This is a genomic window from Burkholderia ubonensis (assembly GCF_902833085.1).
Taxonomy (GTDB): Bacteria; Pseudomonadota; Gammaproteobacteria; order Burkholderiales; family Burkholderiaceae; genus Burkholderia; species Burkholderia ubonensis.
Genome location: NZ_CADFEB010000001.1, coordinates 680,132 through 697,868, shown reverse-complemented (window position 1 = coordinate 697,868; position 17,737 = coordinate 680,132). Strand labels below are relative to the sequence as shown.

The following is a 17,737-nucleotide window of genomic DNA, read 5'->3' as shown; positions in this document are numbered from 1 at the left end:
GCAATTTCGTTCAAGACGCGCGCCGCCCCGTCACGCGACGATGCGGCGCATGAAGACACGACTGATCGGCTATCTCTATCTCGCCGCCGCTATGACGGGCGTCGGCAGCACCGTCATCGCGAGCCGCCTCGCCGCAGGCGGATTGCCGCCGTTCACCGCGACCGCGCTGCGCTTCCTGATCGCGACGCCGCTGCTGTTCGCGTTGATGCGCGCGCAACGATTGCGCTGGCCGCGCCTGTCGCGGCGCGACGCGGGGCTGCTCGTCGTGCAGGCAGCGGCAGGCGGCGTCGGCTATACGGTGCTGCTGATCTGCGGCACGCGGCTGTCGTCGCCGCTCGACGCGGGCGTGATGCTCGGCACGCTGCCGGCGATGTCGACGCTGATCGCGGCCGTCCTGCTCCGCGAGCGGCAGACGCCGCGCGACTGGGCCGCCGCCGCGCTGGCAACGGCCGGCGTGCTGCTCGTCACGTTCACGCCCGGCCACGCGGCGCCGTCGATGCGGGCGCTGGCCGGCGACGCGCTGGTGCTGGCGGCCGTCGCATGCGAAGCCGTGTTCATCCTGCTCAACCGGCGGCTCGCAGTTCCGCTCGCGCCGCTGACGCTGTCGACGGCGATGTCCGGGCTCGGCTTCGCGCTCGCGCTCGTGCCGGCGGCATTCGAATGGCACGCGGCCACGGCCGGCTGGACCTCGGGCGCGAACGCGGCAGTCGTCGCAGTCGTCTCAGTCGTCTATTACGCGCTGGTGCCGACCGTGCTCGGCTACCTGTGCTGGTACGCGGGCTCGGCACGCACGAGCGGCACCGAAGCGGCGCTGTTCACCGCCTTCGCGCCCGTATCGGCCGTGCTGTTCGCCGTGACGTTGTTCGGGGAGACGCTGAACGCCGCGCGGCTTGCCGGCATCGCGCTGGTCGTTGCGGGCGTGCTGGTCGGCGCGATGCGGCGGCGGGCGGCGACGTCGGGCACGCGGCGCTCGATCCGGTCGTCCGCATGACCTGCGTCGCGCGGCCCCTCGCATAAAAAACCGGTGCGCCCGTTCGTTCGCATGCCGCTCGCCAAGCGGCACGACACGCTCACACATGCCCTGCAGGAATGTGTCCGCCCGGCGCAAAAACCGTTGCGCGTCATCGCGCAAGATGCAATATTCGCGTCTCCGCGCACATCGAAAAACAAAACGGAAACCATGAACAGGAAAGAAGCCAGGACGAAAATCGCGGCCATGCTGTCGGCGGGCTCGACGAAGAGCGACGTGTTTGCCTCCCTCTCCGGACAAGGCGTCAAGGATCGCGTGCTGGCGAACCTGATCGCATCCCGCCCTGACCCGGAACGCTGCCGGCGCAACAAGCTGCATGTCTGCATCCTGGTCGGGCTCGGCATCCTGCAACTGCTGTTCAGCCTGTGGCTTGCCGTCACGCTCGCGACCGACGCCGCCACGATCGGCCCGGTGACCGCGAGCGAATGGGCGGTGATCGGGCTGTTCCTCGCTATCACGGTGCCGATCTCCCTGCTGTTCATCTGGGGATTCGCAACGCACCGGGTCGGCGCCTATCACGCGTACATCTTGCTGCTGATCGTGCAGATGCCCAAACAGATCGGGCGCCTAGGCATCACCCCCGGCCCTGCGTTGGCCGGCCTGGCGATCTCGATCGCGCTCGTGGCTTACGTCTATTTCGTCCGCAACCGCCTGTTTCCCGATTACGTGTGGTTCCGCCCGCGCAAGGTGGACAACCGCTACGCGTTCGTCGAGCACGCCTGACGCAGTCGTCTCCGCCCGCCCCGACGCAAGCAAAAAGCGCCGTGCCGCCCCGCTATCGCGGGAGCGGCACGGCGCTCGTCATTTCTCGACGCGGTTCGCGGCTTACTTCGCCTTTTCCGCGGTATCGCTGATCGCCTGCCCGCCCTTCGAAATATCCTGACCCATACCGGCAATCGTGTTGCAACCGGCGAGCGCGGCGGTCACCACCAGCAGCATTGCAGCAATCGTACGCGTCATTCTCAATCTCCTTCGAGTCGAAAAGCCCGAGCGGGCGAAGCGTAAATCGTGTGCGGCACGGCGTCCCGCGACGTGCGGGACACGGGGCCTGACCTGATTATACGAGGCCCGCCGACGCACGCCAGCGAGCCCGCCCCCGAGCTTTGCGCACCCTCACGCAAGTTTTCCTTGACTTCAGCCGGCGCCGAACTAATATACGCACCGCGTATATTTTCCCGAGAGGTGCCGCCGATGACCGTTCCCCAGCAAGCCTTCCTCCGCGACGCGATGCGCCGCCTCAACATGACCCGCGAAGCGTTCGCGAACCGCATCGGCGTCAGCCGCCGTGCGCTTGATACGTGGCTGTTGCCCGACGATTCGCAGGAGTCGCGCGGGATGCCGGAAATCGTCGAGCGCTTCGTGTCGGAGATCGTCGGCCGCGCCGCACCGGAAAACGGCAGCCATACGCAAAGCGTAGATAATCACGGGCTGGCGAAGCAGTTCCTGTTCGAGGGCAAGCCGCAGCTGCTGTCGGTCGACCAGTTCACGCGGGATTCGGTCGAGGCGCTGTTCCGCGTTGCCGACGTGATGCAGCCGATCGCGCGCCGCCGCAAGATTTCGCGCGTGCTCGAGGGCGCGGTGCTCGGCAACCTGTTCTTCGAGGCGAGCACGCGCACCCGCGTGTCGTTCGGCGCGGCGTTCTGCCGGCTCGGCGGCTCGGTATGCGACACGACCGGCTTCACGTTCTCGTCGATGGCGAAAGGCGAATCGATCTATGACACGAGCCGCGTGATGGCCGGCTACGTCGACGCGCTGGTGATCCGCCATCCGGAAAAGGGCTCGGTCGCCGAATTCGCGCGTGCGACCAACCTGCCGGTGATCAACGGCGGCGACGGCCCCGGCGAGCATCCGAGCCAGGCGCTGCTCGACCTGTATACGATCCAGCGTGAATTCTCACGGCTCGGCAAGATCGTCGACGGCGCGCACGTCGCGCTCGTCGGCGACCTCAAGTACGGCCGCACCGTGCATTCGCTCGTCAAGCTGCTCGCGCTGTACCGCGGGCTCAAGTTCACGCTCGTGTCGCCGCCGACGCTCGAAATGCCCGCGTACATCGTCGACCAGATCTCGAAGAACGGCCACGTGATCGAGCAGACGCACGACCTCGCGGCGGGGCTGAAGGGCGCGGACGTCGTCTATGCGACGCGGATCCAGAAGGAGCGCTTCACCGACGAATCGTTCGAGGGCTATACGCCGGATTTCCAGATCAACCAGGCGCTCGTCGACGCCGTCTGCGGACCCGACACGCTGATCATGCACCCGCTGCCGCGCGACAGCCGGCCCGGCGCGAACGACCTGTCGGTCGACCTGAACCGCGACCCGCGGCTCGCGATCTTCCGGCAGACGGACAACGGGATTCCGGTGCGGATGGCGATCTTCGCGGTGCTGCTCGGCGTGGAAAACCTCGTCCAGCATTCGATGCGCGACGCGACGTGGCGCCCGCCCGCGTACCTCGGGCCGGAGGATGCGGTGTTTCACGGGATCGATTGAGTGGAGCGAGCGGCACGGCGACGCACGCGATTGACCCAATCGCCGGCAGCCATTCGAATCATCAGGCAAAATGCCCGGCGCAACTTACGTATCGCTTGCGGCGCGTGCCGCTCCACCTTTCCGATTCCATCCACATGAAACTCAAAACCGCGATGACGCTCGCGCTGCTGGTGGCCCCGTGCCTGGCCAGCGCGGGCAAGCTTGATTCGAGCTGCACGTACAAGGGCATTCGCCTGCAAGGCAAGGTCAAGATCGTGGCCTCGTCCGCCGACCTGAAAGTGCAGGCGGTCCGCAGCTATCCCGACCTGAAGGTCAAGCGAGTCGACTCATATCCGACCAGTTGCGGCAAATGGCAGATCGTCGACACGCACCCCGATTTCAAGGTTCAACTCGTCGATCACTATCCGGATCTGAAAGTAGAGTTTGTCGACAGCTATCCTGGCGTGAGGTAGCGCACCCAACTACACCGCCCACGGATCGATCACCCGCAGGCCGGCCGCTTCAAACGGCGCGACGTCGCGCGTCGCCACGATCAGTCCATTTGCTTCGGCAGTCGCGGCGATATAGCCGTCGGCCGGCGCGATCACGCTGCCGGCCGCCCGCGCGCGCGCGCGAAGCCCGGCATAGGCTTCGCTCGCAGCCGCGTCGAACGGCAGGATCCGGCCTCGAAACGCCGGCACCACGCGTTGTTCGATGCTTCGATGCAGCCAGTCTCGCCGCTTGCCTTCCGGCATGGCCGCGACGCCGGATCTCAGCTCGGCCAGACTGATCGCCGCGAGAAACAACGTTTCGACATTCTGCGCATCGAGCCACTCCAGCACTGACGCATTCGGCGCAGGCCGCAGCGGCTCGGACAAGACGTTGGTATCGACGAGAATCATTCGAAGTTCATCGGCTCGGTTGGAGTTTTGTCGCGCTGAATGTCGAGATCGACACCCCCGATTTCCCGCCCGATTTCCGCCAGCAACGTTCCCAATTTGACGCGCCCTTCCGGCTGAACCGCTTTCTCGAGGATGTCACGCACCTCCGCTTCGGTGCTGCGTCCATGCTGCGCCGCGCGAACCCGAAGGGCGCGATGGACTTCGTCAGGCAAATTCCGAACGGTTATCACGGGCATGATGCATTTCCAAAAATTGACTTCAATGCAGTCATCCTAGCATTTTGCTGTCACCAAAGAAGCGCCACGACAAGAAGAATCTACCGCCGCCGCACGCCGCTTCCCAGCTAGCCATTTGGACAGCCGCCCCGTGCCCACCCCTCGCAACATTTGTCAACACTCCCTGCACAAACACAAACAAGAACGCTTCTCATTCAATAAAAAATTACATAGAATGCCGCCTGAAAACAAATCGTAATAATTCCCGGCGGCGTTCACGCTTGCGCAGCGGTCGCTTCCGGGGCCACACCAGTCGAGGTCCTTGCATTGATGAAGTCCCGCCCTGACGAGCTGAAGCTCGGAAAATTCACCACCCTGTGCGGCATGCTCGCGGCAGGCCCCGCGTTCGCCGACGGCGCGCCGCCGCCTGCTCCCGCGAACAACGACGGCCATCTCGCGCCGATCGAGATCAAGGGCAAGGCCGAGCACAGCTACAAGGCCGACTTCTCCGCTTCCGCGAAATTCACCGCGCCGCTCGTCGACACGCCGAAGTCCGTCACCGTGATTCCGCAGGAACTGATCCGGAACAGCGGCGCGACCACGCTGACCGAGGCGCTGCGCACCGTGCCCGGCATCACGTTCGGCGCGGGCGAAGGCGGCAACCCGCTCGGCGACCGGCCGTTCCTGCGCGGCTACGACACGCAGGGCAGCATGTTCGCCGACGGCATGCGCGACACGGGCGCGACTACCCGCGAGATCTTCAACACCGAGCGCGTCGAGATCACCAAGGGCTCGGACGGTGCATACGGCGGGCGCGGCGGCGCGGGCGGCAGCATCAACCTGATCACGAAGGCGCCGCACCTCGGCACGACGGCGGCGGCCAGCGCGGGCTTCGGCACCGACCGCTACCGCCGCTTCACGGCCGACGGCAACTGGCAGTTCGCGGATCACGCGGCGTTCCGTCTGAACCTGATGAGCCACAACAACGACGTCGCGGGCCGCGACGCGGTCAACAACGAGCGCTGGGGCGTCGCGCCGTCGATCGCGTTCGGCCTCGGCACGTCGACCCGCGTGACCGCGAGCTACTACCACCTGTCCACCGACGACCTGCCCGACAGCGGCATTCCGTACGTCTACGGTTTCAACATCCCGAAGGGCGTCACCGACGGCCCGGCGAACGTCGACCGCCACAACTTCTACGGGCTGCGCGACCGCGATTTCCGCAAGACGACGTCGGACATCAGCACGCTGAAGATCGAGCACGACATCACGTCGTCGCTGACGATCCGCAACACCACGCGCTACACCGAGTCCACGCAGGACTACATCTGGACGCAGCCGGACGACAGCGCGGGCAACGTGATCAACGGCAAGGTCTGGCGCCGCAACAACAACCGCAACAGCTCGATCAACAGCATCGCGAACCTGACCGAGCTGTTCGGCGAATTCCGCACCGGCCCGTTCAAGCACAGCTTCACGACCGGCATCGAGCTGACGCGCGAATGGGGCAAGCGCGACTCGTACACCGTCGCGACAGGCACCGGCAAGATCTGCCAGCAGGGCATCGGCGCGGCGTCGGGCTACAACTGCACGAGCCTGTGGGCGCCGAACCCGAACGACCCGTGGGCCGGGTCGATCACGCGCGACAACGACTACGCGCATGCGCGCACCGTGACGAAGTCGATCTACGGCTTCGATACGATCGAGCTGACGCCGCGCTGGCAGATGAACGCGGGGCTGCGACTCGACGACTACTCGACGCGCTTCACCGACACCGCCGCCAAGGGCGGCAAGACCTACACACGCGACGACACGCTGCTCAACTGGCAGCTCGGCCTCGTGTTCAAGCCCGCGCAGAACGGCAGCATCTACGCGTCGTACGCGACGTCGTCGACGCCGGCCGGCATGCTGCTCGGCGAAGGCAGCGAAACGCAGTCGCTGACGCCGGGCCGCGGCGGCGTCGGCCCGAACGCCGACCAGCTTTCCCCCGAGAAGAACCGCAGCATCGAGCTCGGCACGAAATGGAACGTGCTGAACGACAAGCTGTCGCTCACCGCCGCGCTGTTCCAGATCGACACGACGAACGCGCGCGTCACGCTGCCGAACAACCAGTATGCGATGGTCGGCAACAAGCGCGTGCAGGGCCTCGAGCTCGGCGTCGCGGGCCAGATCACGAAGCAGTGGCAGGTGTTCGGCGGCTACACGTACATGAAGAGCGCGCTGCGCGACAACGGCAAGGACACCGCGAACAACGGCAACCGCTTCCCGAACACGCCGAAGCACAGCCTCACGATGTGGTCGAACTACGACGTGACGCCGAAATTCACGGTCGGCGGCGGCGCGTTCTACATGTCCGAAGTGTTCGGCGATCCGGCGAACCAGCGCGCGGTGCCGTCGTACTGGCGCTTCGACGCGATGGCGCAGTACCGGATCAACAAGAAGCTCGACCTGCAGCTGAACGTGAACAACCTGTTCAACCGCACGTACTTCGATCAGGCCTATCCGGCGCACTATGCGTCGATCGCGCCGGGCCGCTCGGCGTTCGTCACGCTGAACGCGCGCTACTGATCGATGGAGGCCGTGTCGCTGAAGGCGCTCGCGTCGGTGTCGCCGCGCGAGTTCGCCGAAATCCTGGCCGGGCCGCCCGAGCGCGCCGCCGCGTGGGTCGCGGCGGCGGCCGGCCACGGCATCGTCGATGCGCAGGCCGTCTACGGGCAGTACCTGCTCGACGGCCACGGCGTGTCGCGCGACCCGGCGGCCGCGCTCACGTGGTTCCGGCATGCCGCGCACGCGAATCATCCGATGGCGATGAACATGCTCGGCCGCTGCTACGAGTTCGGCTGGGGCACCGCCGCGTGCGCGCCGGTCGCCGTGTACTGGTACCGGCTCGCCGCGCAGGCGGGGCTCGACTGGGGCATGTACAACTACGCGACCGCGCTCGCGCTCGGCAACGGCGTCGACGAGAACCGCGCCGATGCGCTCGACTGGTTCCGGCGCGCGGCCGCGCTCGGTCATGCGAAGTCGATCAACCTGATCGGCGGGTTCTACGAGGACGGCTGGGTCGTGGCCGCCGACGCCGATCTCGCGTTCGACCACTACCGCCGCGCCGCCGTTGCCGGCGATTTCCGCGGCCAGTTCAACTATGCGCGGCTGCTCGCCGAGCGCGGCCGCCTCGACGACGCGCTCGCGTGGCTCGCGCGCGTGCCGGCCACCGCGACGCCGGCGTTCGTCGCGAAGATGCGCGCGTATCTCGCCGCGTCGCCGTTCGACGCGTTCCGGCAGGCGGCCGCACGGCTGCTGCCGGACGATCAGGAGTTCGTATCATGATGCTGCATGTTCCCGGGGTGCTGACCAAGGCGCAGGTCGCGCAATGCCGCGAGGCGCTCGACCAGGCCGAATGGACCGACGGCAACGCGACCTCGGGCGCGCAGTCCGCGCTCGCGAAACGCAACCGGCAGCTGCCTGAAGGCTCGCCTGCGGCGCGCGCGGTGGGCGACGCGATCCAGGATGCGCTGGCGCGCAATGCGCTGTTCTTTTCAGCGGCGCTGCCGCTCAAGGTGTTTCCGCCGCTGTTCAACCGCTATGAGGGCGGCGAGGCGTTCGGCACGCACGTCGACAACGCGATCCGCCTGCTGCGCGGCACGGATTTCCGGGTGCGCAGCGACCTGTCGGCGACGCTGTTTCTCGAGGAGCCCGATGCGTACGACGGCGGCGAGCTGTGCGTCGAAGACACGTTCGGCGTGCATCGTGCGAAGCTGCCGGCCGGCGATCTCGTGCTGTATCCGGCGTCGAGCCTGCACCAGGTGACGCCGGTCACGCGCGGCGCGCGGGTGGCGTCGTTCTTCTGGATCCAGAGCATGGTGCGCGACGATGCCGATCGCACGCTGCTGTTTCAGCTCGATACGCAGATTCAGGCACTTTCCGCCGAGAAGGGCGCGAAGGATCCGATGGTCATTTCATTGACGGGGGTTTATCACAACCTGTTGAGGAAGTGGGCGGACGCGTGATGCGCATCCGGGCCTTCCCCCCAAAAACAAGCTGCCCTGCCCCGAACAAGAAGCCCAGATCCCGTTGCTTGCACCGATTCGTAGCCCGGCCTAAAATGACCATCGTCACATGACCACGCTCATATCATGATGCCGCATGCTCCCGTTTCGAAATCCGAATTCAAGGCTCGCGCACTCGAATACTTCCGGCTCGTCGAGGCGTCGGGTGAAAGCTTGATCGTCACCGATCACGGCAAGCCGACGCTCGAGATCCGGCCGTACCACGCACGCGAGGCTCAGCCGTTGGACATATTGCGCGGCTCGGTCATGCGCTACGACAATCCTCTCGATCCGATTGCGGAAGATGATTGGGAGGCGTCGCGGTGATCGTGCTGGATACGCATGCATTGGTGTGGTGGGTGGCGGGCGACCCTTTGCTCAGCAAGAAGGCGCGAAGCGCGATCGATCGCGCGCGGAGCGAAGGCACGCTCGCCGCGTCCGCGATCTCCGCATGGGAAATCGCGATGCTGGTGCGCAACGACCGCCTCGCGCTGACCATGGATGTCGATGCATGGCTCGCAACGGTCGCGCAAATCGACGGCATGCGCTTCGTGCCCGTCGACGCCGACATCGCCGCGAAGTCCACCGCCCTGCCCGGCACATTCCACAAGGATCCGGCGGACCGCATGATCGTCGCAACCGCACGGCGGCTCGGCGCACCGCTCGTCACCCGCGACGAAAAAATCCGCGCATACGCTCACGTCAAGACGCTCTGGTAATCCGCACGCGGCCCGCAGGCCAAAGTGCGACACATCCTCCGCCGGAAGCTCGCATATTGCCGATTCTTCACAGAACGCATACTTCGCCATCCTCAGGAATGAGCAGCCGGTCCGTCATCCTGTTTTCTGCCGAGAATTCACGCAGTTCCCTCCTGGTCAGCATTGCATGGTTGACCGCCTCCATATGGGTCGCAACCAGCGTGGCTTGGGGCGCGGCCTGATAGACCTTGTGAACATCCTCCTTACCCATGATGATCGGACCCAGCCCGGGAACCTGCGCATCGCCGCAATTCAGGATGACGGCATCCGGCCGATGGGATTGCAGACTGTCCTCCACGAACCTGTTCCAGACCGTATCGCCGGCAAGGTACAGCGTCTTTTCCGCGGCGTGCTTGAACACGACGCCGCTCACCTGCCCCATCAGATCGCCAATGGCGTGCATGACGTCGTCCGACCCGTGCTGACCGGGCGTCTTGATGAGCGTCAGCCCGTTGAATGACGTGTTGTCCGTGAGCACGCGCACATCCGTGAATCCCGCCTCCTTCACGATCGCGGCATCCTGTTCATGCTGGACGAAGACCGGCAGGCTTTTCGGAATCAGGGATCGGGCTGCATCGTCCCAGTGATCGAGATGGGTGTGGGTCACGATGACGGCGGTCACATCGAGGATCTGCTCGACCGGAAGAGGCAGCTCGACGGTCGGCCATTTCAGGTGGCTGTTCGCCGTGCCTTCGAATCCGGGATAGGCGCCCTTCGACGCAAGCACGGGATCGACGAGAAACCGCGTGCCGGCGATTTCGATGATGACGGTTGCATTGCGGATTTGCTGGACCTTCATGGGGACACTCCTTCTATGCGGGGATTATTCAGTACCGTTCGTTACAGAATCGAGTAAAAAAAGAGCGCCTGCTGAATGCAGACACGTCTTCAAGCGTCTTCAATCGAGATTCAGGAAAAGCAGTCGCAACGCGTCATCGAGTCGCTCGTTGCCGTAACCGGCTCGAACCATCACCTGAAGCCCCGGGAACGCGACAACCAGGAGCCTCGCCACGTCTCGCGCAGGTCGAGTGCAGCTCACCGAGCCATCCCCCTGACCGCGCTCGATCGCCCGCGTCAGGGCGTCCTCGATATATTGAAAGTCGCCCTGCACCCGCTCTCGCACCTCCGGGTCGTGTGGCGCCATTTCAACCGCCTGATTGATGCTCATGCATCCGTTCGAGAACTTCGGCGCGTGAGCGTCCCTGACGATCATGCGGAAAAATGTCTCGATCGCGTCGCGAGCCGGCCCGTGGTCAAGGATCTGGTGCATGTCGTGCGCGCGATCGCTCCGGTACGCGTCGAACGCCGCGAGAAAGAGCTCTCGTTTTCCGCCGAATGCACCGTAAAGGCTGCTCTTGCCCAGCCCCGTCGCGTCCACCAGGTCGACAACGGAAGTGCCTTCGTATCCGTTGCGCCAGAAGACTTCCATCGCCTTGCGCAAAACCTCTGCGGCATCGAATTCCCGCGGCCGCGCCATCATCGCCCTCCACTTGGCCGTATTACACGTGGCGGCGATTATGAAACGATCGGTACGGAACGTCAACCGGGCTTCGTCCGGATCGGGCGCCAAGGGGTCGATTGGGCGGCATCATCGCGCCGCGGGTGCGCGTTCGACAAAGCACGGTCGAATCATGATGCCGGTGCTCCCCAACCATCCGGCGCAAACCCCTCAGGCCCGCTGCAGGATATCGATCGCCTTTTCGGCATCGCCCAGCGAGTCGACCGCGATGTACGCGATGAACTGGGTGCCCAGCACGGCAGCCGATACGCCGCGGAGATTGATGCCCCCGTCAGCGAGCAGCTGGGTCAATTGCGCGATGACCCCCATTTGATCCAGCCCCATGACGCGGACGGAGTGAAGGCTCGGGGTGACGTTGAACCCCACCTGCGTGGCCGCGCGGATCACCGCATCTCCCAGCAGCGGTGCGACAAACACGACGCCCTTGCCGGCCGCCTCCGACGTGCGGCGCGCGACGATGAACTGCAAGTCCGCGCCGGCGTCCCTCAGCGCGCCCAATACGTTCGCGAGGCCGCCCGGCTTGTCTTCGATGGTGGCGGCCCAGACATCGACACGTTCTACGCTCAGTTCCATGGCAGTCCCTCCTGCCTGATGCACGTGGATAAAAAAAATCTACTTCACAGAGAGCACTCGGGCAAGGCGAGCAGCGTATCGATCGGACCTGCCGTCGTGAATGGCACCGTGCCGGACATCCGGGTTCGACCACCCGTTACATGGGAAGGCCGGAACGTCTTCAGGAATGGACCGTTTGACGCGATCTCCCTGCACGAAAACGGTGCACCGTGCCGCTGGGGCACGCGCACCCGCGGGCGAATCCGCACTTGCCCATCGTCGCCCGCTCCCGCACAATCCGAGCACCTGCTTCTCGTCCCCGCATCGCCGATGTCCTACGCATCGCTCGCCACCGGCGTTCTCCTGGCCGCCGGTCTCGGTCAGCGCTTCGATCCCAGCGGCCTGCGCAGCAAGCTGCTCGCCCTGCTTCCCGACGGCACGCCGGTCGCGGTCGCGGCCGCCCGCCGGCTCGCGACGGCCACCGCCGACGTCGTCGCGGTCGTGCGCCCCGGCGCCGATAAACTCGCCTTTCTGCTGAACGAAGCCGGCTGCCGGGTCGTGTTCGCGCCCGACGCGGTGCGCGGCATGGGCGCGAGCCTCGCCGCCGGCGTGTGCGCGAGCGCCGATGCGAGCGGCTGGCTCGTCGCGCTCGGCGACATGCCGTGGATCGCGCCGGCCACCTACGAACTCGTCACCCGCACACTCGACGCCGGCGACACGTCGATCGTCGCGCCCGTCCACCGCGGCATGCGCGGCCATCCGGTCGGGTTCGCGGCGCGCCACTTCGACGCGCTCGCCGCACTCGACGGCGACGCCGGCGCCCGCGCGCTGTTCGCGCGCGAGCGGGTCACGCTGCTCGACGTCGACGATCCGGCCATCCTGCGCGACGTCGACACGCCCGCGGACCTCGCGCACGGACGCGGCGACCGCTGACGAATCCGGGTGCAAACGCGTGCCCGATTGCCTATAAAGGAGACGAGGCGCCGGCGCACCGCGCGGCGGCCGTCACGACTCGCGAGCGCTCCATGACCGACGACCACACGACTCCGCTGCCCGAGCCCCCGGCAGACCCGACGCGCGATCCGGAAGGCGATCCGCTCGTGCCGCCGTCGCCCGGACATCATCCGGACAATCCGCAGCAGCCGGAGGGGCCGCCGAGCAAGGACCCGGTCTAGGCGTCGGTTCAGACGCCGTCCATTCCCGCACGCATCGCAGAACGCACCGGCTTGGTGCGCGGCAGCGCGCGGGTGATTCACAGCTACCTCCCCCCTCCCCGCCGACGCCACGTTCGACTGCAAACCTTGATCGACCTCGTCTCCTAGGGATTTCCCGCCTACGGTCGCCGGCCATCTGCGCCGACAAGAAGTTATCCCGTTACGCCACGAACGGCACGTTTCTCCGATCGACCGACCGAACCGACCATGCGCAATCTCTCCCTGAACCAGAAACTCGCTTCGATGATCGTCATCCTTTGGCTCGGCCTGCTTGTGATCGCAGGGCTCGGGGCATGGCAGACGCGCGCATCGATGATCGAAGACCGCCGCGACCAGCTCTCGACGCTGGTGTCGCAGGCCGCGAGCGTCGCCGATCACTTCTACAAGCTGTCGCAGCAGAACGCGATGCCGGAAGCCGATGCGAAGCAGAAGGCGCTGGAAGCGATCGCCGCGCTGCGCTACGGTGCCGACGGCTACATCTCGATCAACGACTCGAAGGCGGTGATCGTGATGCATCCGATCAAGCCCGAGATCAACGGCAAGGACATGTCCGGCTTCACCGATCCGAACGGGCGGCACCTGTTCGTCGACATCGTGAAGGCCGCGGACCAGAGCGGCGGCAAGGGCTTCGTCGAATACAAGTGGCCGAAGCCGGGCGCGGACAAGCCGCAGGACAAGACGAGCGTCGTGCAGCACTTCGCGCCGTGGGACTGGTATCTCGTGACCGGCATGTACATGAACGACGTGCGCACGGCGGTGCTCGCGAGCGTCGGCCGCTGGCTCGCGATGACCACCGTGCTCGGCTCGATCGCCACGTTCGTGATGGTGCTCGTGCTGAAGAGCGTGCGCGCGAATCTCGGCGGCGCGCTCGAGGACGCGCTGGAGGCCGCGCAGCGCATCGCGCAGGGCGACCTGACCGCGCGCGTCGACCTGCGGCCGAACGATCGCGGCAGCCTGCTGCTCGCGCTGCACACGATGCAGGGCGGGCTGATCGACATGGTGTCGCGCGTGCGCATGGGCACCGAGAACATCAACGTCGGCGCGGGCGAAATCGCGGCCGGCAACACCGACCTGTCGCAGCGCACCGAGGAACAGGCGGCCGCGCTCGTGCAGACCGCATCGAGCATGGACCAGATGACCGCGAACGTGAAGCAGAACGCGGACAGCGCCGCGCAGGCCGCCACGCTCGCCGACCAGGCCGCGCAGGTCGCGACGCGCGGCAGCGAAGTCGTCGACGACGTCGTGCGCACGATGGCGGAGATCACCGACCGCTCGCACAAGATCGGCGACATCATCGGCGTGATCGACGGCATCGCGTTCCAGACCAACATCCTCGCGCTGAACGCGGCCGTCGAAGCCGCGCGCGCGGGCGAACAGGGCCGCGGCTTCGCGGTCGTCGCGGCCGAAGTGCGCTCGCTCGCGCAACGCTCGGCCACCGCGGCGAAGGAGATCAAGTCGCTGATCGTGTCGTCGAACGAAACCGTCGACCACGGCGCGGCGCTCGTCACGCAGGCGGGCGAAACGATGGGCGAGATCGTGCAGTCGGTGCGGCGCGTAAACGAGATCCTCGACGAGATCAGCCACGCGTCGCGCGAACAGAGCGCCGGGATCGAACAGGTCAATCGCGCGGTCGGCGAGATGGACCAGGTGACGCAGCAGAACGCGGCGCTCGTCGAACAGGCGGCGGCCGCCGCGCATTCGCTGCGCGATCAGGCCGAAGCGCTGCGGGATGCGGTCACGCGCTTCGCATTGCCGGCCTGACGCGGTTCACGCCGCCCCGCTCCGGTCCGGAGCTCACGCCGGCGCCGCAATGCTTGCGCTCGCATTTGCGTTCGCGTTCGCATCGTGGCGCAGGCCGAGCGTCGCCGCGCGCCGGACCAGCTCGATGTCGTTTTTCGCGCCGAGCTTTTTCATCGCGCTGATCTTCTGCGCGCTGACCGTCTGCTTGCCCTTGTTCAACCGCTCGGCGATCCCCTTGATCGACACGCCCGACAGGTAAAGACGGATCACTTCGATCTCGCGCTGCGACAGCTTCGGCGCACCGTCGCCGTCGTCGTCGTCGGCCGAAGCGAGCGTGCGCTTGACCGTCGGCGACAGATAGCTGCCGCCGCCGTAGCTCGAATGGATCGCGGTCACGATGTGGCCGACGTCGTCGAGCTTGCTGACGACGCTCAGCGCGCCCCGCGCGAGGATCGAGCGGATGATCACCGGGCTCTCGTGCGTGACCAGCACGACAATGCCGACATGCGGGCGCGCGGCCCGCACGAAGTCGAGCAGCTTCAGCATCTCCATCTGCCCGTCGCTGCGCATCGCATAATCGATGAGCGCAATGTCGCAGACTACGTCGCCGATCGATGCGACCATGTCGCTGGCGCGCTGGTAGACGCCGACCAGATCGATCGCGCAGGCGCTGCTCGCAATGTGTTCCATGCCGGCCAGCGTCAGCGGCCAGTCATAGGCGAAGACGATACGGACATTGAATTTCCCCATACGCGTTTCCCTCGGTTCCGGCGGATTCGGCCAGTTGCATCGGCGCCGCCCCCCGCCAGTCCGGTTCAGCTATCCCGATCAGGCTACTTATAGCCCGATTGCCATTTTATGAATCCGGCGGCTCGGGAGATATCGGACAGGAACTTAAATGCACCGCCGAGCGGTGGTACGAGTTTTATATTTGACTGGCGCGTAACGCCGCGGGTGTGTGGTGGTGTTCGCGCAGCGCGCCCGGGATCGTGCGGTCCGACAGTCCGCCACCGTCGATCCATTGACGCGTGCGGTGCGCGGCCTGGTCGATCAGCTGCGCGCACTGCGTGTAATCGTAGGACGACACTTCGAGCGGGCACAGCGGCGGCACGACGTGGATCCGCGCGCGGGTCGCGTACTGCTCCAGATCGCGCACCAGCTGCCGGGCGATCACGAGCGTCAGCGCATGCGTCGCGTGGGCGATCGCACTGCGCGGCGGCGCGTGCAGCGCGCACGCGAACCCGGCCGGCAGCACGATGATCCGCTCGACGCCGAGCGCGACCGCCACCGAGATCGGCGTGTTGTTGGCGACGCCGCCGTCGACGAGTTCCACCCCGCCGATCCGCACCGGCGGAAACACGCCGGGAATCGCCGCGCTGGCCTGCACGGCGTCCACGACCGGCCCGGCGGACAGCACGACTTCGGTGCCGTTCAGCACGTCGGTCGCGACGATGTGCAGCGGCAGCGCGGCCTGCTCGATCCGGCGGTACGGCAGGTGCGTTTCCAGCAGCAGGCGGAACGCGCCGGCTTCGACGAGATGGGGCCGGCTGCGCAGGATCATCGCGAGCAGGTCGCGCATCGACAGCGGCATGATGTCCTGCCGCCGGATCTTGCACCAGAGCGCGGCGAGCATCGCGACGCCTTGCGCGTCCGGACGGCCCGCGAAATACGCGGCGTTGATCGCGCCCGCCGACGCGCCGATCACGCAATCGGGCCGTTCGCCGCTCGCGATCAGCTCGCGGAGCATGCCGACTTCGATCGCGCCGAGGCTGCCGCCGCCGGCGAAGACGAACGCGGTTGACGGGATGGAATCGGGCGGCACGATCGGACTCCGTGCGGCGCGGAGCGCCTAGTCTGTCATGCATGATGATGGACCGGCCCGGCGCCATCGGGTGTTGCTGAAAACCCTGCCGGGCGGGGTGCGCGGTCAGCCGTTCGGCCAACGTGAAGGCTGACGAGATACGGCGGGCGGCGCTGCGGGTAAAATTGCGGTCTGCGAATGCCACTCCGGGCGACGCGCCGTTCACGTGCCGCATGCGCCCTCGCCTGTTTTCTCCGACCGATTCATGACCGATTCCGACCTCCACGCCGACGACACCACGATCCACGAAGACACCCTCTGGCGCGACAGCGGCTGGACGGCCCGCATCATCAAGAACGAAGACGACGACGGCTGGGCCGTCGAGATGGTCAAGGACGGGGAAGCCGAGCCGGCGCTGGTCGGGCCCTGGACGATGGGGCGCGACAAGAAGAACCCGAAGCCGATGGACGCGAACGCGTTCCGGACGCTGGTCAAGACGGCGACCGAAGTGCTGATGCGCCACGAGCAGCAGCGGCGCGCGATGCTGCACAAGGAAGTGACGGTCTGGGCCGGCGAGGACGAAGTGTCGGTGACGCTCGATATCGTGCCGGACGAGTTCGAGCCCTATGCGGAACTCAAGGCGCTCGACCGCTTCGGCGAGCTGCTCGGCGAAGCGAAGGTGTCGGCGGCGTTCAAGCTCAACAAGGCGAGCGCCGAGCGCTGGGTCGAATCGGGGTTCGGGCGGCCCGCCTGAGCGGCCGCGCGCTTCGCTGCCGGCCCGGCTACCTGGCGCACCCGCCCAGGAAAATCCGCACCGCCTGCCGCGCAAGACGGGCGCGCGCCGCCGCATTGGGGCGCCGGGCGGCCCCGAGCAGCATGCGGGTACGGATGCCGCCGAGCACCAGATAGACGAACTGCTCGGTCGCGACGGGCACGTCGTCGAGCGCCAGTTCGCCCGCGTCGACCGCCGCACGCAGGTAATCGGCGAGCGGCTCCATCCCGCTCAGGCCGCCCTGCTCGTCGTAGTACCCGCGGATCAGCCCGGGAACCCGATGCGCGTCGAGCAGCAGCAGGCGGTACAGCTCGATCATGTCGGGCCGCGTGCCGACCTCGAGGAGGTGCAGCGCGACCGTCTCGAGCACCGTTTCGGGACGATCCGATTCGACCACGAGGCCGCGCAATTCCTCGACCCATTTGCGCCGCAGCGCGTCGAGGATCGTCGCGAACAGGCCGGCCTTGCTGCCGAATCGGCTATAGAGGGTTTTCTTCGCGACGCCCGCCTCGCGCGCGAGGCTTTCCATGCTCGTCTCGCGATAGCCCGCGCTCAGGAATTGCCGCCGGGCGACGTCGAGCAGGCGTTGCAGGCGGTCCGCCGCCTCCTGCCGTGTCGGGCGGCCGCCGGATCTCGTCCCGGGAACCCGGACTGTTCGCATTCCGATCGATCCTATTGACATTCGGGATGCGCGGCGGAAACTATACCGTTGCGTTTCCTGT

At 66.4% G+C, this 17,737-nt stretch carries 22 protein-coding genes; 13 read left to right on the top strand and 9 right to left on the bottom strand.

Going from position 1 to position 17,737, the window contains the following annotated elements; genetic code table 11:
- Nucleotides 1-49: 49 nt before the first annotated feature.
- Together HWX31_RS03075 and HWX31_RS03070 are read left to right on the top strand one after the other, a co-directional pair.
- Nucleotides 50-991, top strand: a complete 942-nt coding sequence (locus HWX31_RS03075) for a DMT family transporter (RefSeq protein WP_174962284.1) — start codon at nucleotides 50-52, stop codon at nucleotides 989-991.
- Nucleotides 992-1,180: 189 nt separating this feature from the next.
- Entirely contained in the window at nucleotides 1,181-1,753 is a 573-nt protein-coding gene (locus HWX31_RS03070; RefSeq protein ID WP_174962410.1) for a permease, read from the top strand.
- Nucleotides 1,754-1,855: 102 nt separating this feature from the next.
- Here HWX31_RS03070 and HWX31_RS03065 read toward each other — a convergent pair whose 3' ends face one another.
- Complete coding sequence (locus HWX31_RS03065) at nucleotides 1,856-1,990, bottom strand: entericidin A/B family lipoprotein (protein WP_174962282.1); 135 nt, start codon at nucleotides 1,988-1,990, stop codon at nucleotides 1,856-1,858.
- Between the two features lie 231 nt (nucleotides 1,991-2,221).
- On the opposite strand from HWX31_RS03065, the gene HWX31_RS03060 reads away from it, so the two are divergent.
- Both HWX31_RS03060 and HWX31_RS03055 read left to right on the top strand, forming a co-directional pair.
- A complete protein-coding gene (locus HWX31_RS03060) occupies nucleotides 2,222-3,517 on the top strand; it encodes an aspartate carbamoyltransferase (RefSeq protein WP_010089460.1) in 1,296 nt (431 codons plus the stop codon).
- Nucleotides 3,518-3,651: 134 nt separating this feature from the next.
- Nucleotides 3,652-3,969 carry a 7(1) septoil knot domain-containing protein gene (locus HWX31_RS03055; protein WP_174962280.1) on the top strand — a complete coding sequence of 106 codons (318 nt, stop codon included), beginning with the start codon at nucleotides 3,652-3,654 and terminating at the stop codon, nucleotides 3,967-3,969.
- Between the two features lie 9 nt (nucleotides 3,970-3,978).
- Here the strand turns inward: HWX31_RS03055 and HWX31_RS03050 are convergent, their stop codons facing one another.
- Together HWX31_RS03050 and HWX31_RS03045 are read right to left on the bottom strand one after the other, a co-directional pair.
- Nucleotides 3,979-4,398, bottom strand: coding sequence for a type II toxin-antitoxin system VapC family toxin (locus tag HWX31_RS03050; protein ID WP_174962278.1), 420 nt, complete (start codon nucleotides 4,396-4,398; stop codon nucleotides 3,979-3,981).
- The gene (locus HWX31_RS03045; RefSeq protein WP_042588282.1) at nucleotides 4,395-4,634 is read right to left on the bottom strand and encodes a FitA-like ribbon-helix-helix domain-containing protein; all 240 of its coding nucleotides are present in this window, start codon (nucleotides 4,632-4,634) and stop codon (nucleotides 4,395-4,397) included. The genes HWX31_RS03050 and HWX31_RS03045 overlap by 4 nt, the downstream gene beginning before the upstream one ends.
- A 309-nt stretch (nucleotides 4,635-4,943) precedes the next feature.
- Between HWX31_RS03045 and HWX31_RS03040 the strand changes: the two genes are divergently transcribed.
- From HWX31_RS03040 to HWX31_RS03020, 5 genes are all read left to right on the top strand, one after another.
- Nucleotides 4,944-7,181, top strand: a complete 2,238-nt coding sequence (locus HWX31_RS03040; protein WP_174962276.1) for a TonB-dependent receptor — start codon at nucleotides 4,944-4,946, stop codon at nucleotides 7,179-7,181.
- Between the two features lie 3 nt (nucleotides 7,182-7,184).
- Nucleotides 7,185-7,940, top strand: a complete 756-nt coding sequence (locus tag HWX31_RS03035; protein ID WP_174962274.1) for a tetratricopeptide repeat protein — start codon at nucleotides 7,185-7,187, stop codon at nucleotides 7,938-7,940.
- A complete protein-coding gene (locus tag HWX31_RS03030; RefSeq protein ID WP_095400975.1) occupies nucleotides 7,937-8,620 on the top strand; it encodes a Fe2+-dependent dioxygenase in 684 nt (227 codons plus the stop codon). Before HWX31_RS03035 ends, HWX31_RS03030 begins: the two co-directional genes overlap by 4 nt.
- Nucleotides 8,621-8,746: 126 nt before the next feature.
- Nucleotides 8,747-8,986: a type II toxin-antitoxin system Phd/YefM family antitoxin gene (locus HWX31_RS03025; protein ID WP_011659184.1), complete on the top strand. Its 240-nt coding sequence runs from the start codon at nucleotides 8,747-8,749 to the stop codon at nucleotides 8,984-8,986.
- Nucleotides 8,983-9,378, top strand: coding sequence for a type II toxin-antitoxin system VapC family toxin (locus HWX31_RS03020; RefSeq protein ID WP_174962272.1), 396 nt, complete (start codon nucleotides 8,983-8,985; stop codon nucleotides 9,376-9,378). The genes HWX31_RS03025 and HWX31_RS03020 overlap by 4 nt, the downstream gene beginning before the upstream one ends.
- A gap of 67 nt (nucleotides 9,379-9,445) precedes the next feature.
- On the opposite strand, the gene HWX31_RS03015 is transcribed toward HWX31_RS03020, so the two are convergent.
- The 3 genes from HWX31_RS03015 to HWX31_RS03005 all read right to left on the bottom strand — a co-directional run bounded on the left by HWX31_RS03015 (nucleotide 9,446) and on the right by HWX31_RS03005 (nucleotide 11,509).
- The gene (locus HWX31_RS03015; RefSeq protein ID WP_174962269.1) at nucleotides 9,446-10,216 is read right to left on the bottom strand and encodes an MBL fold metallo-hydrolase; all 771 of its coding nucleotides are present in this window, start codon (nucleotides 10,214-10,216) and stop codon (nucleotides 9,446-9,448) included.
- Between the two features lie 99 nt (nucleotides 10,217-10,315).
- Nucleotides 10,316-10,960, bottom strand: a complete 645-nt coding sequence (locus HWX31_RS03010; RefSeq protein WP_244143632.1) for a TetR/AcrR family transcriptional regulator — start codon at nucleotides 10,958-10,960, stop codon at nucleotides 10,316-10,318.
- Nucleotides 10,961-11,086: 126 nt separating this feature from the next.
- The gene (locus HWX31_RS03005) at nucleotides 11,087-11,509 is read right to left on the bottom strand and encodes an ACT domain-containing protein (protein WP_059612719.1); all 423 of its coding nucleotides are present in this window, start codon (nucleotides 11,507-11,509) and stop codon (nucleotides 11,087-11,089) included.
- 309 nt (nucleotides 11,510-11,818) lie between these two features.
- On the opposite strand from HWX31_RS03005, the gene HWX31_RS03000 reads away from it, so the two are divergent.
- The 3 genes from HWX31_RS03000 to HWX31_RS02990 all read left to right on the top strand — a co-directional run bounded on the left by HWX31_RS03000 (nucleotide 11,819) and on the right by HWX31_RS02990 (nucleotide 14,463).
- Nucleotides 11,819-12,421, top strand: coding sequence for a nucleotidyltransferase family protein (locus tag HWX31_RS03000; RefSeq protein WP_174962267.1), 603 nt, complete (start codon nucleotides 11,819-11,821; stop codon nucleotides 12,419-12,421).
- A 92-nt stretch (nucleotides 12,422-12,513) separates the two neighbouring features.
- Nucleotides 12,514-12,663: a hypothetical protein gene (locus HWX31_RS02995; RefSeq protein ID WP_010089444.1), complete on the top strand. Its 150-nt coding sequence runs from the start codon at nucleotides 12,514-12,516 to the stop codon at nucleotides 12,661-12,663.
- A gap of 246 nt (nucleotides 12,664-12,909) precedes the next feature.
- The gene (locus tag HWX31_RS02990; RefSeq protein WP_174962265.1) at nucleotides 12,910-14,463 is read left to right on the top strand and encodes a methyl-accepting chemotaxis protein; all 1,554 of its coding nucleotides are present in this window, start codon (nucleotides 12,910-12,912) and stop codon (nucleotides 14,461-14,463) included.
- A gap of 33 nt (nucleotides 14,464-14,496) precedes the next feature.
- On the opposite strand, the gene HWX31_RS02985 is transcribed toward HWX31_RS02990, so the two are convergent.
- On the bottom strand, nucleotides 14,497-15,192 hold the full coding sequence (locus HWX31_RS02985) for a LuxR C-terminal-related transcriptional regulator (RefSeq protein WP_174962263.1): 696 nt from the start codon (nucleotides 15,190-15,192) through the stop codon (nucleotides 14,497-14,499).
- Between the two features lie 175 nt (nucleotides 15,193-15,367).
- A complete protein-coding gene (locus HWX31_RS02980; protein WP_174962261.1) occupies nucleotides 15,368-16,264 on the bottom strand; it encodes a patatin-like phospholipase family protein in 897 nt (298 codons plus the stop codon).
- Between the two features lie 244 nt (nucleotides 16,265-16,508).
- Here HWX31_RS02980 and HWX31_RS02975 point away from each other — a divergent pair, with 244 nt between their 5' ends.
- A complete protein-coding gene (locus tag HWX31_RS02975) occupies nucleotides 16,509-16,997 on the top strand; it encodes a hypothetical protein (protein WP_042588291.1) in 489 nt (162 codons plus the stop codon).
- A gap of 28 nt (nucleotides 16,998-17,025) precedes the next feature.
- Here the strand turns inward: HWX31_RS02975 and HWX31_RS02970 are convergent, their stop codons facing one another.
- Nucleotides 17,026-17,676 carry a TetR/AcrR family transcriptional regulator gene (locus tag HWX31_RS02970; protein ID WP_244143631.1) on the bottom strand — a complete coding sequence of 217 codons (651 nt, stop codon included), beginning with the start codon at nucleotides 17,674-17,676 and terminating at the stop codon, nucleotides 17,026-17,028.
- Nucleotides 17,677-17,737: the final 61 nt, after the last annotated feature.

What these genes read in the sequence shown, in the direction of transcription:
- HWX31_RS03075 (WP_174962284.1), top strand. Translation starts at nt 50, where the DNA reads ATGAAGACACGACTGATCGGCTATCTCTATCTCGCCGCCGCTATGACG.
- HWX31_RS03070 (WP_174962410.1), top strand. Translation starts at nt 1,181, where the DNA reads ATGAACAGGAAAGAAGCCAGGACGAAAATCGCGGCCATGCTGTCGGCG.
- HWX31_RS03065 (WP_174962282.1), bottom strand. Translation starts at nt 1,990, where the DNA reads ATGACGCGTACGATTGCTGCAATGCTGCTGGTGGTGACCGCCGCGCTC.
- HWX31_RS03060 (WP_010089460.1), top strand. Translation starts at nt 2,222, where the DNA reads ATGACCGTTCCCCAGCAAGCCTTCCTCCGCGACGCGATGCGCCGCCTC.
- HWX31_RS03055 (WP_174962280.1), top strand. Translation starts at nt 3,652, where the DNA reads ATGAAACTCAAAACCGCGATGACGCTCGCGCTGCTGGTGGCCCCGTGC.
- HWX31_RS03050 (WP_174962278.1), bottom strand. Translation starts at nt 4,398, where the DNA reads ATGATTCTCGTCGATACCAACGTCTTGTCCGAGCCGCTGCGGCCTGCG.
- HWX31_RS03045 (WP_042588282.1), bottom strand. Translation starts at nt 4,634, where the DNA reads ATGCCCGTGATAACCGTTCGGAATTTGCCTGACGAAGTCCATCGCGCC.
- HWX31_RS03040 (WP_174962276.1), top strand. Translation starts at nt 4,944, where the DNA reads ATGAAGTCCCGCCCTGACGAGCTGAAGCTCGGAAAATTCACCACCCTG.
- HWX31_RS03035 (WP_174962274.1), top strand. Translation starts at nt 7,185, where the DNA reads ATGGAGGCCGTGTCGCTGAAGGCGCTCGCGTCGGTGTCGCCGCGCGAG.
- HWX31_RS03030 (WP_095400975.1), top strand. Translation starts at nt 7,937, where the DNA reads ATGATGCTGCATGTTCCCGGGGTGCTGACCAAGGCGCAGGTCGCGCAA.
- HWX31_RS03025 (WP_011659184.1), top strand. Translation starts at nt 8,747, where the DNA reads ATGATGCCGCATGCTCCCGTTTCGAAATCCGAATTCAAGGCTCGCGCA.
- HWX31_RS03015 (WP_174962269.1), bottom strand. Translation starts at nt 10,216, where the DNA reads ATGAAGGTCCAGCAAATCCGCAATGCAACCGTCATCATCGAAATCGCC.
- HWX31_RS03005 (WP_059612719.1), bottom strand. Translation starts at nt 11,509, where the DNA reads ATGGAACTGAGCGTAGAACGTGTCGATGTCTGGGCCGCCACCATCGAA.
- HWX31_RS03000 (WP_174962267.1), top strand. Translation starts at nt 11,819, where the DNA reads ATGTCCTACGCATCGCTCGCCACCGGCGTTCTCCTGGCCGCCGGTCTC.
- HWX31_RS02995 (WP_010089444.1), top strand. Translation starts at nt 12,514, where the DNA reads ATGACCGACGACCACACGACTCCGCTGCCCGAGCCCCCGGCAGACCCG.
- HWX31_RS02990 (WP_174962265.1), top strand. Translation starts at nt 12,910, where the DNA reads ATGCGCAATCTCTCCCTGAACCAGAAACTCGCTTCGATGATCGTCATC.
- HWX31_RS02985 (WP_174962263.1), bottom strand. Translation starts at nt 15,192, where the DNA reads ATGGGGAAATTCAATGTCCGTATCGTCTTCGCCTATGACTGGCCGCTG.
- HWX31_RS02975 (WP_042588291.1), top strand. Translation starts at nt 16,509, where the DNA reads ATGACCGATTCCGACCTCCACGCCGACGACACCACGATCCACGAAGAC.
- HWX31_RS02970 (WP_244143631.1), bottom strand. Translation starts at nt 17,676, where the DNA reads ATGCGAACAGTCCGGGTTCCCGGGACGAGATCCGGCGGCCGCCCGACA.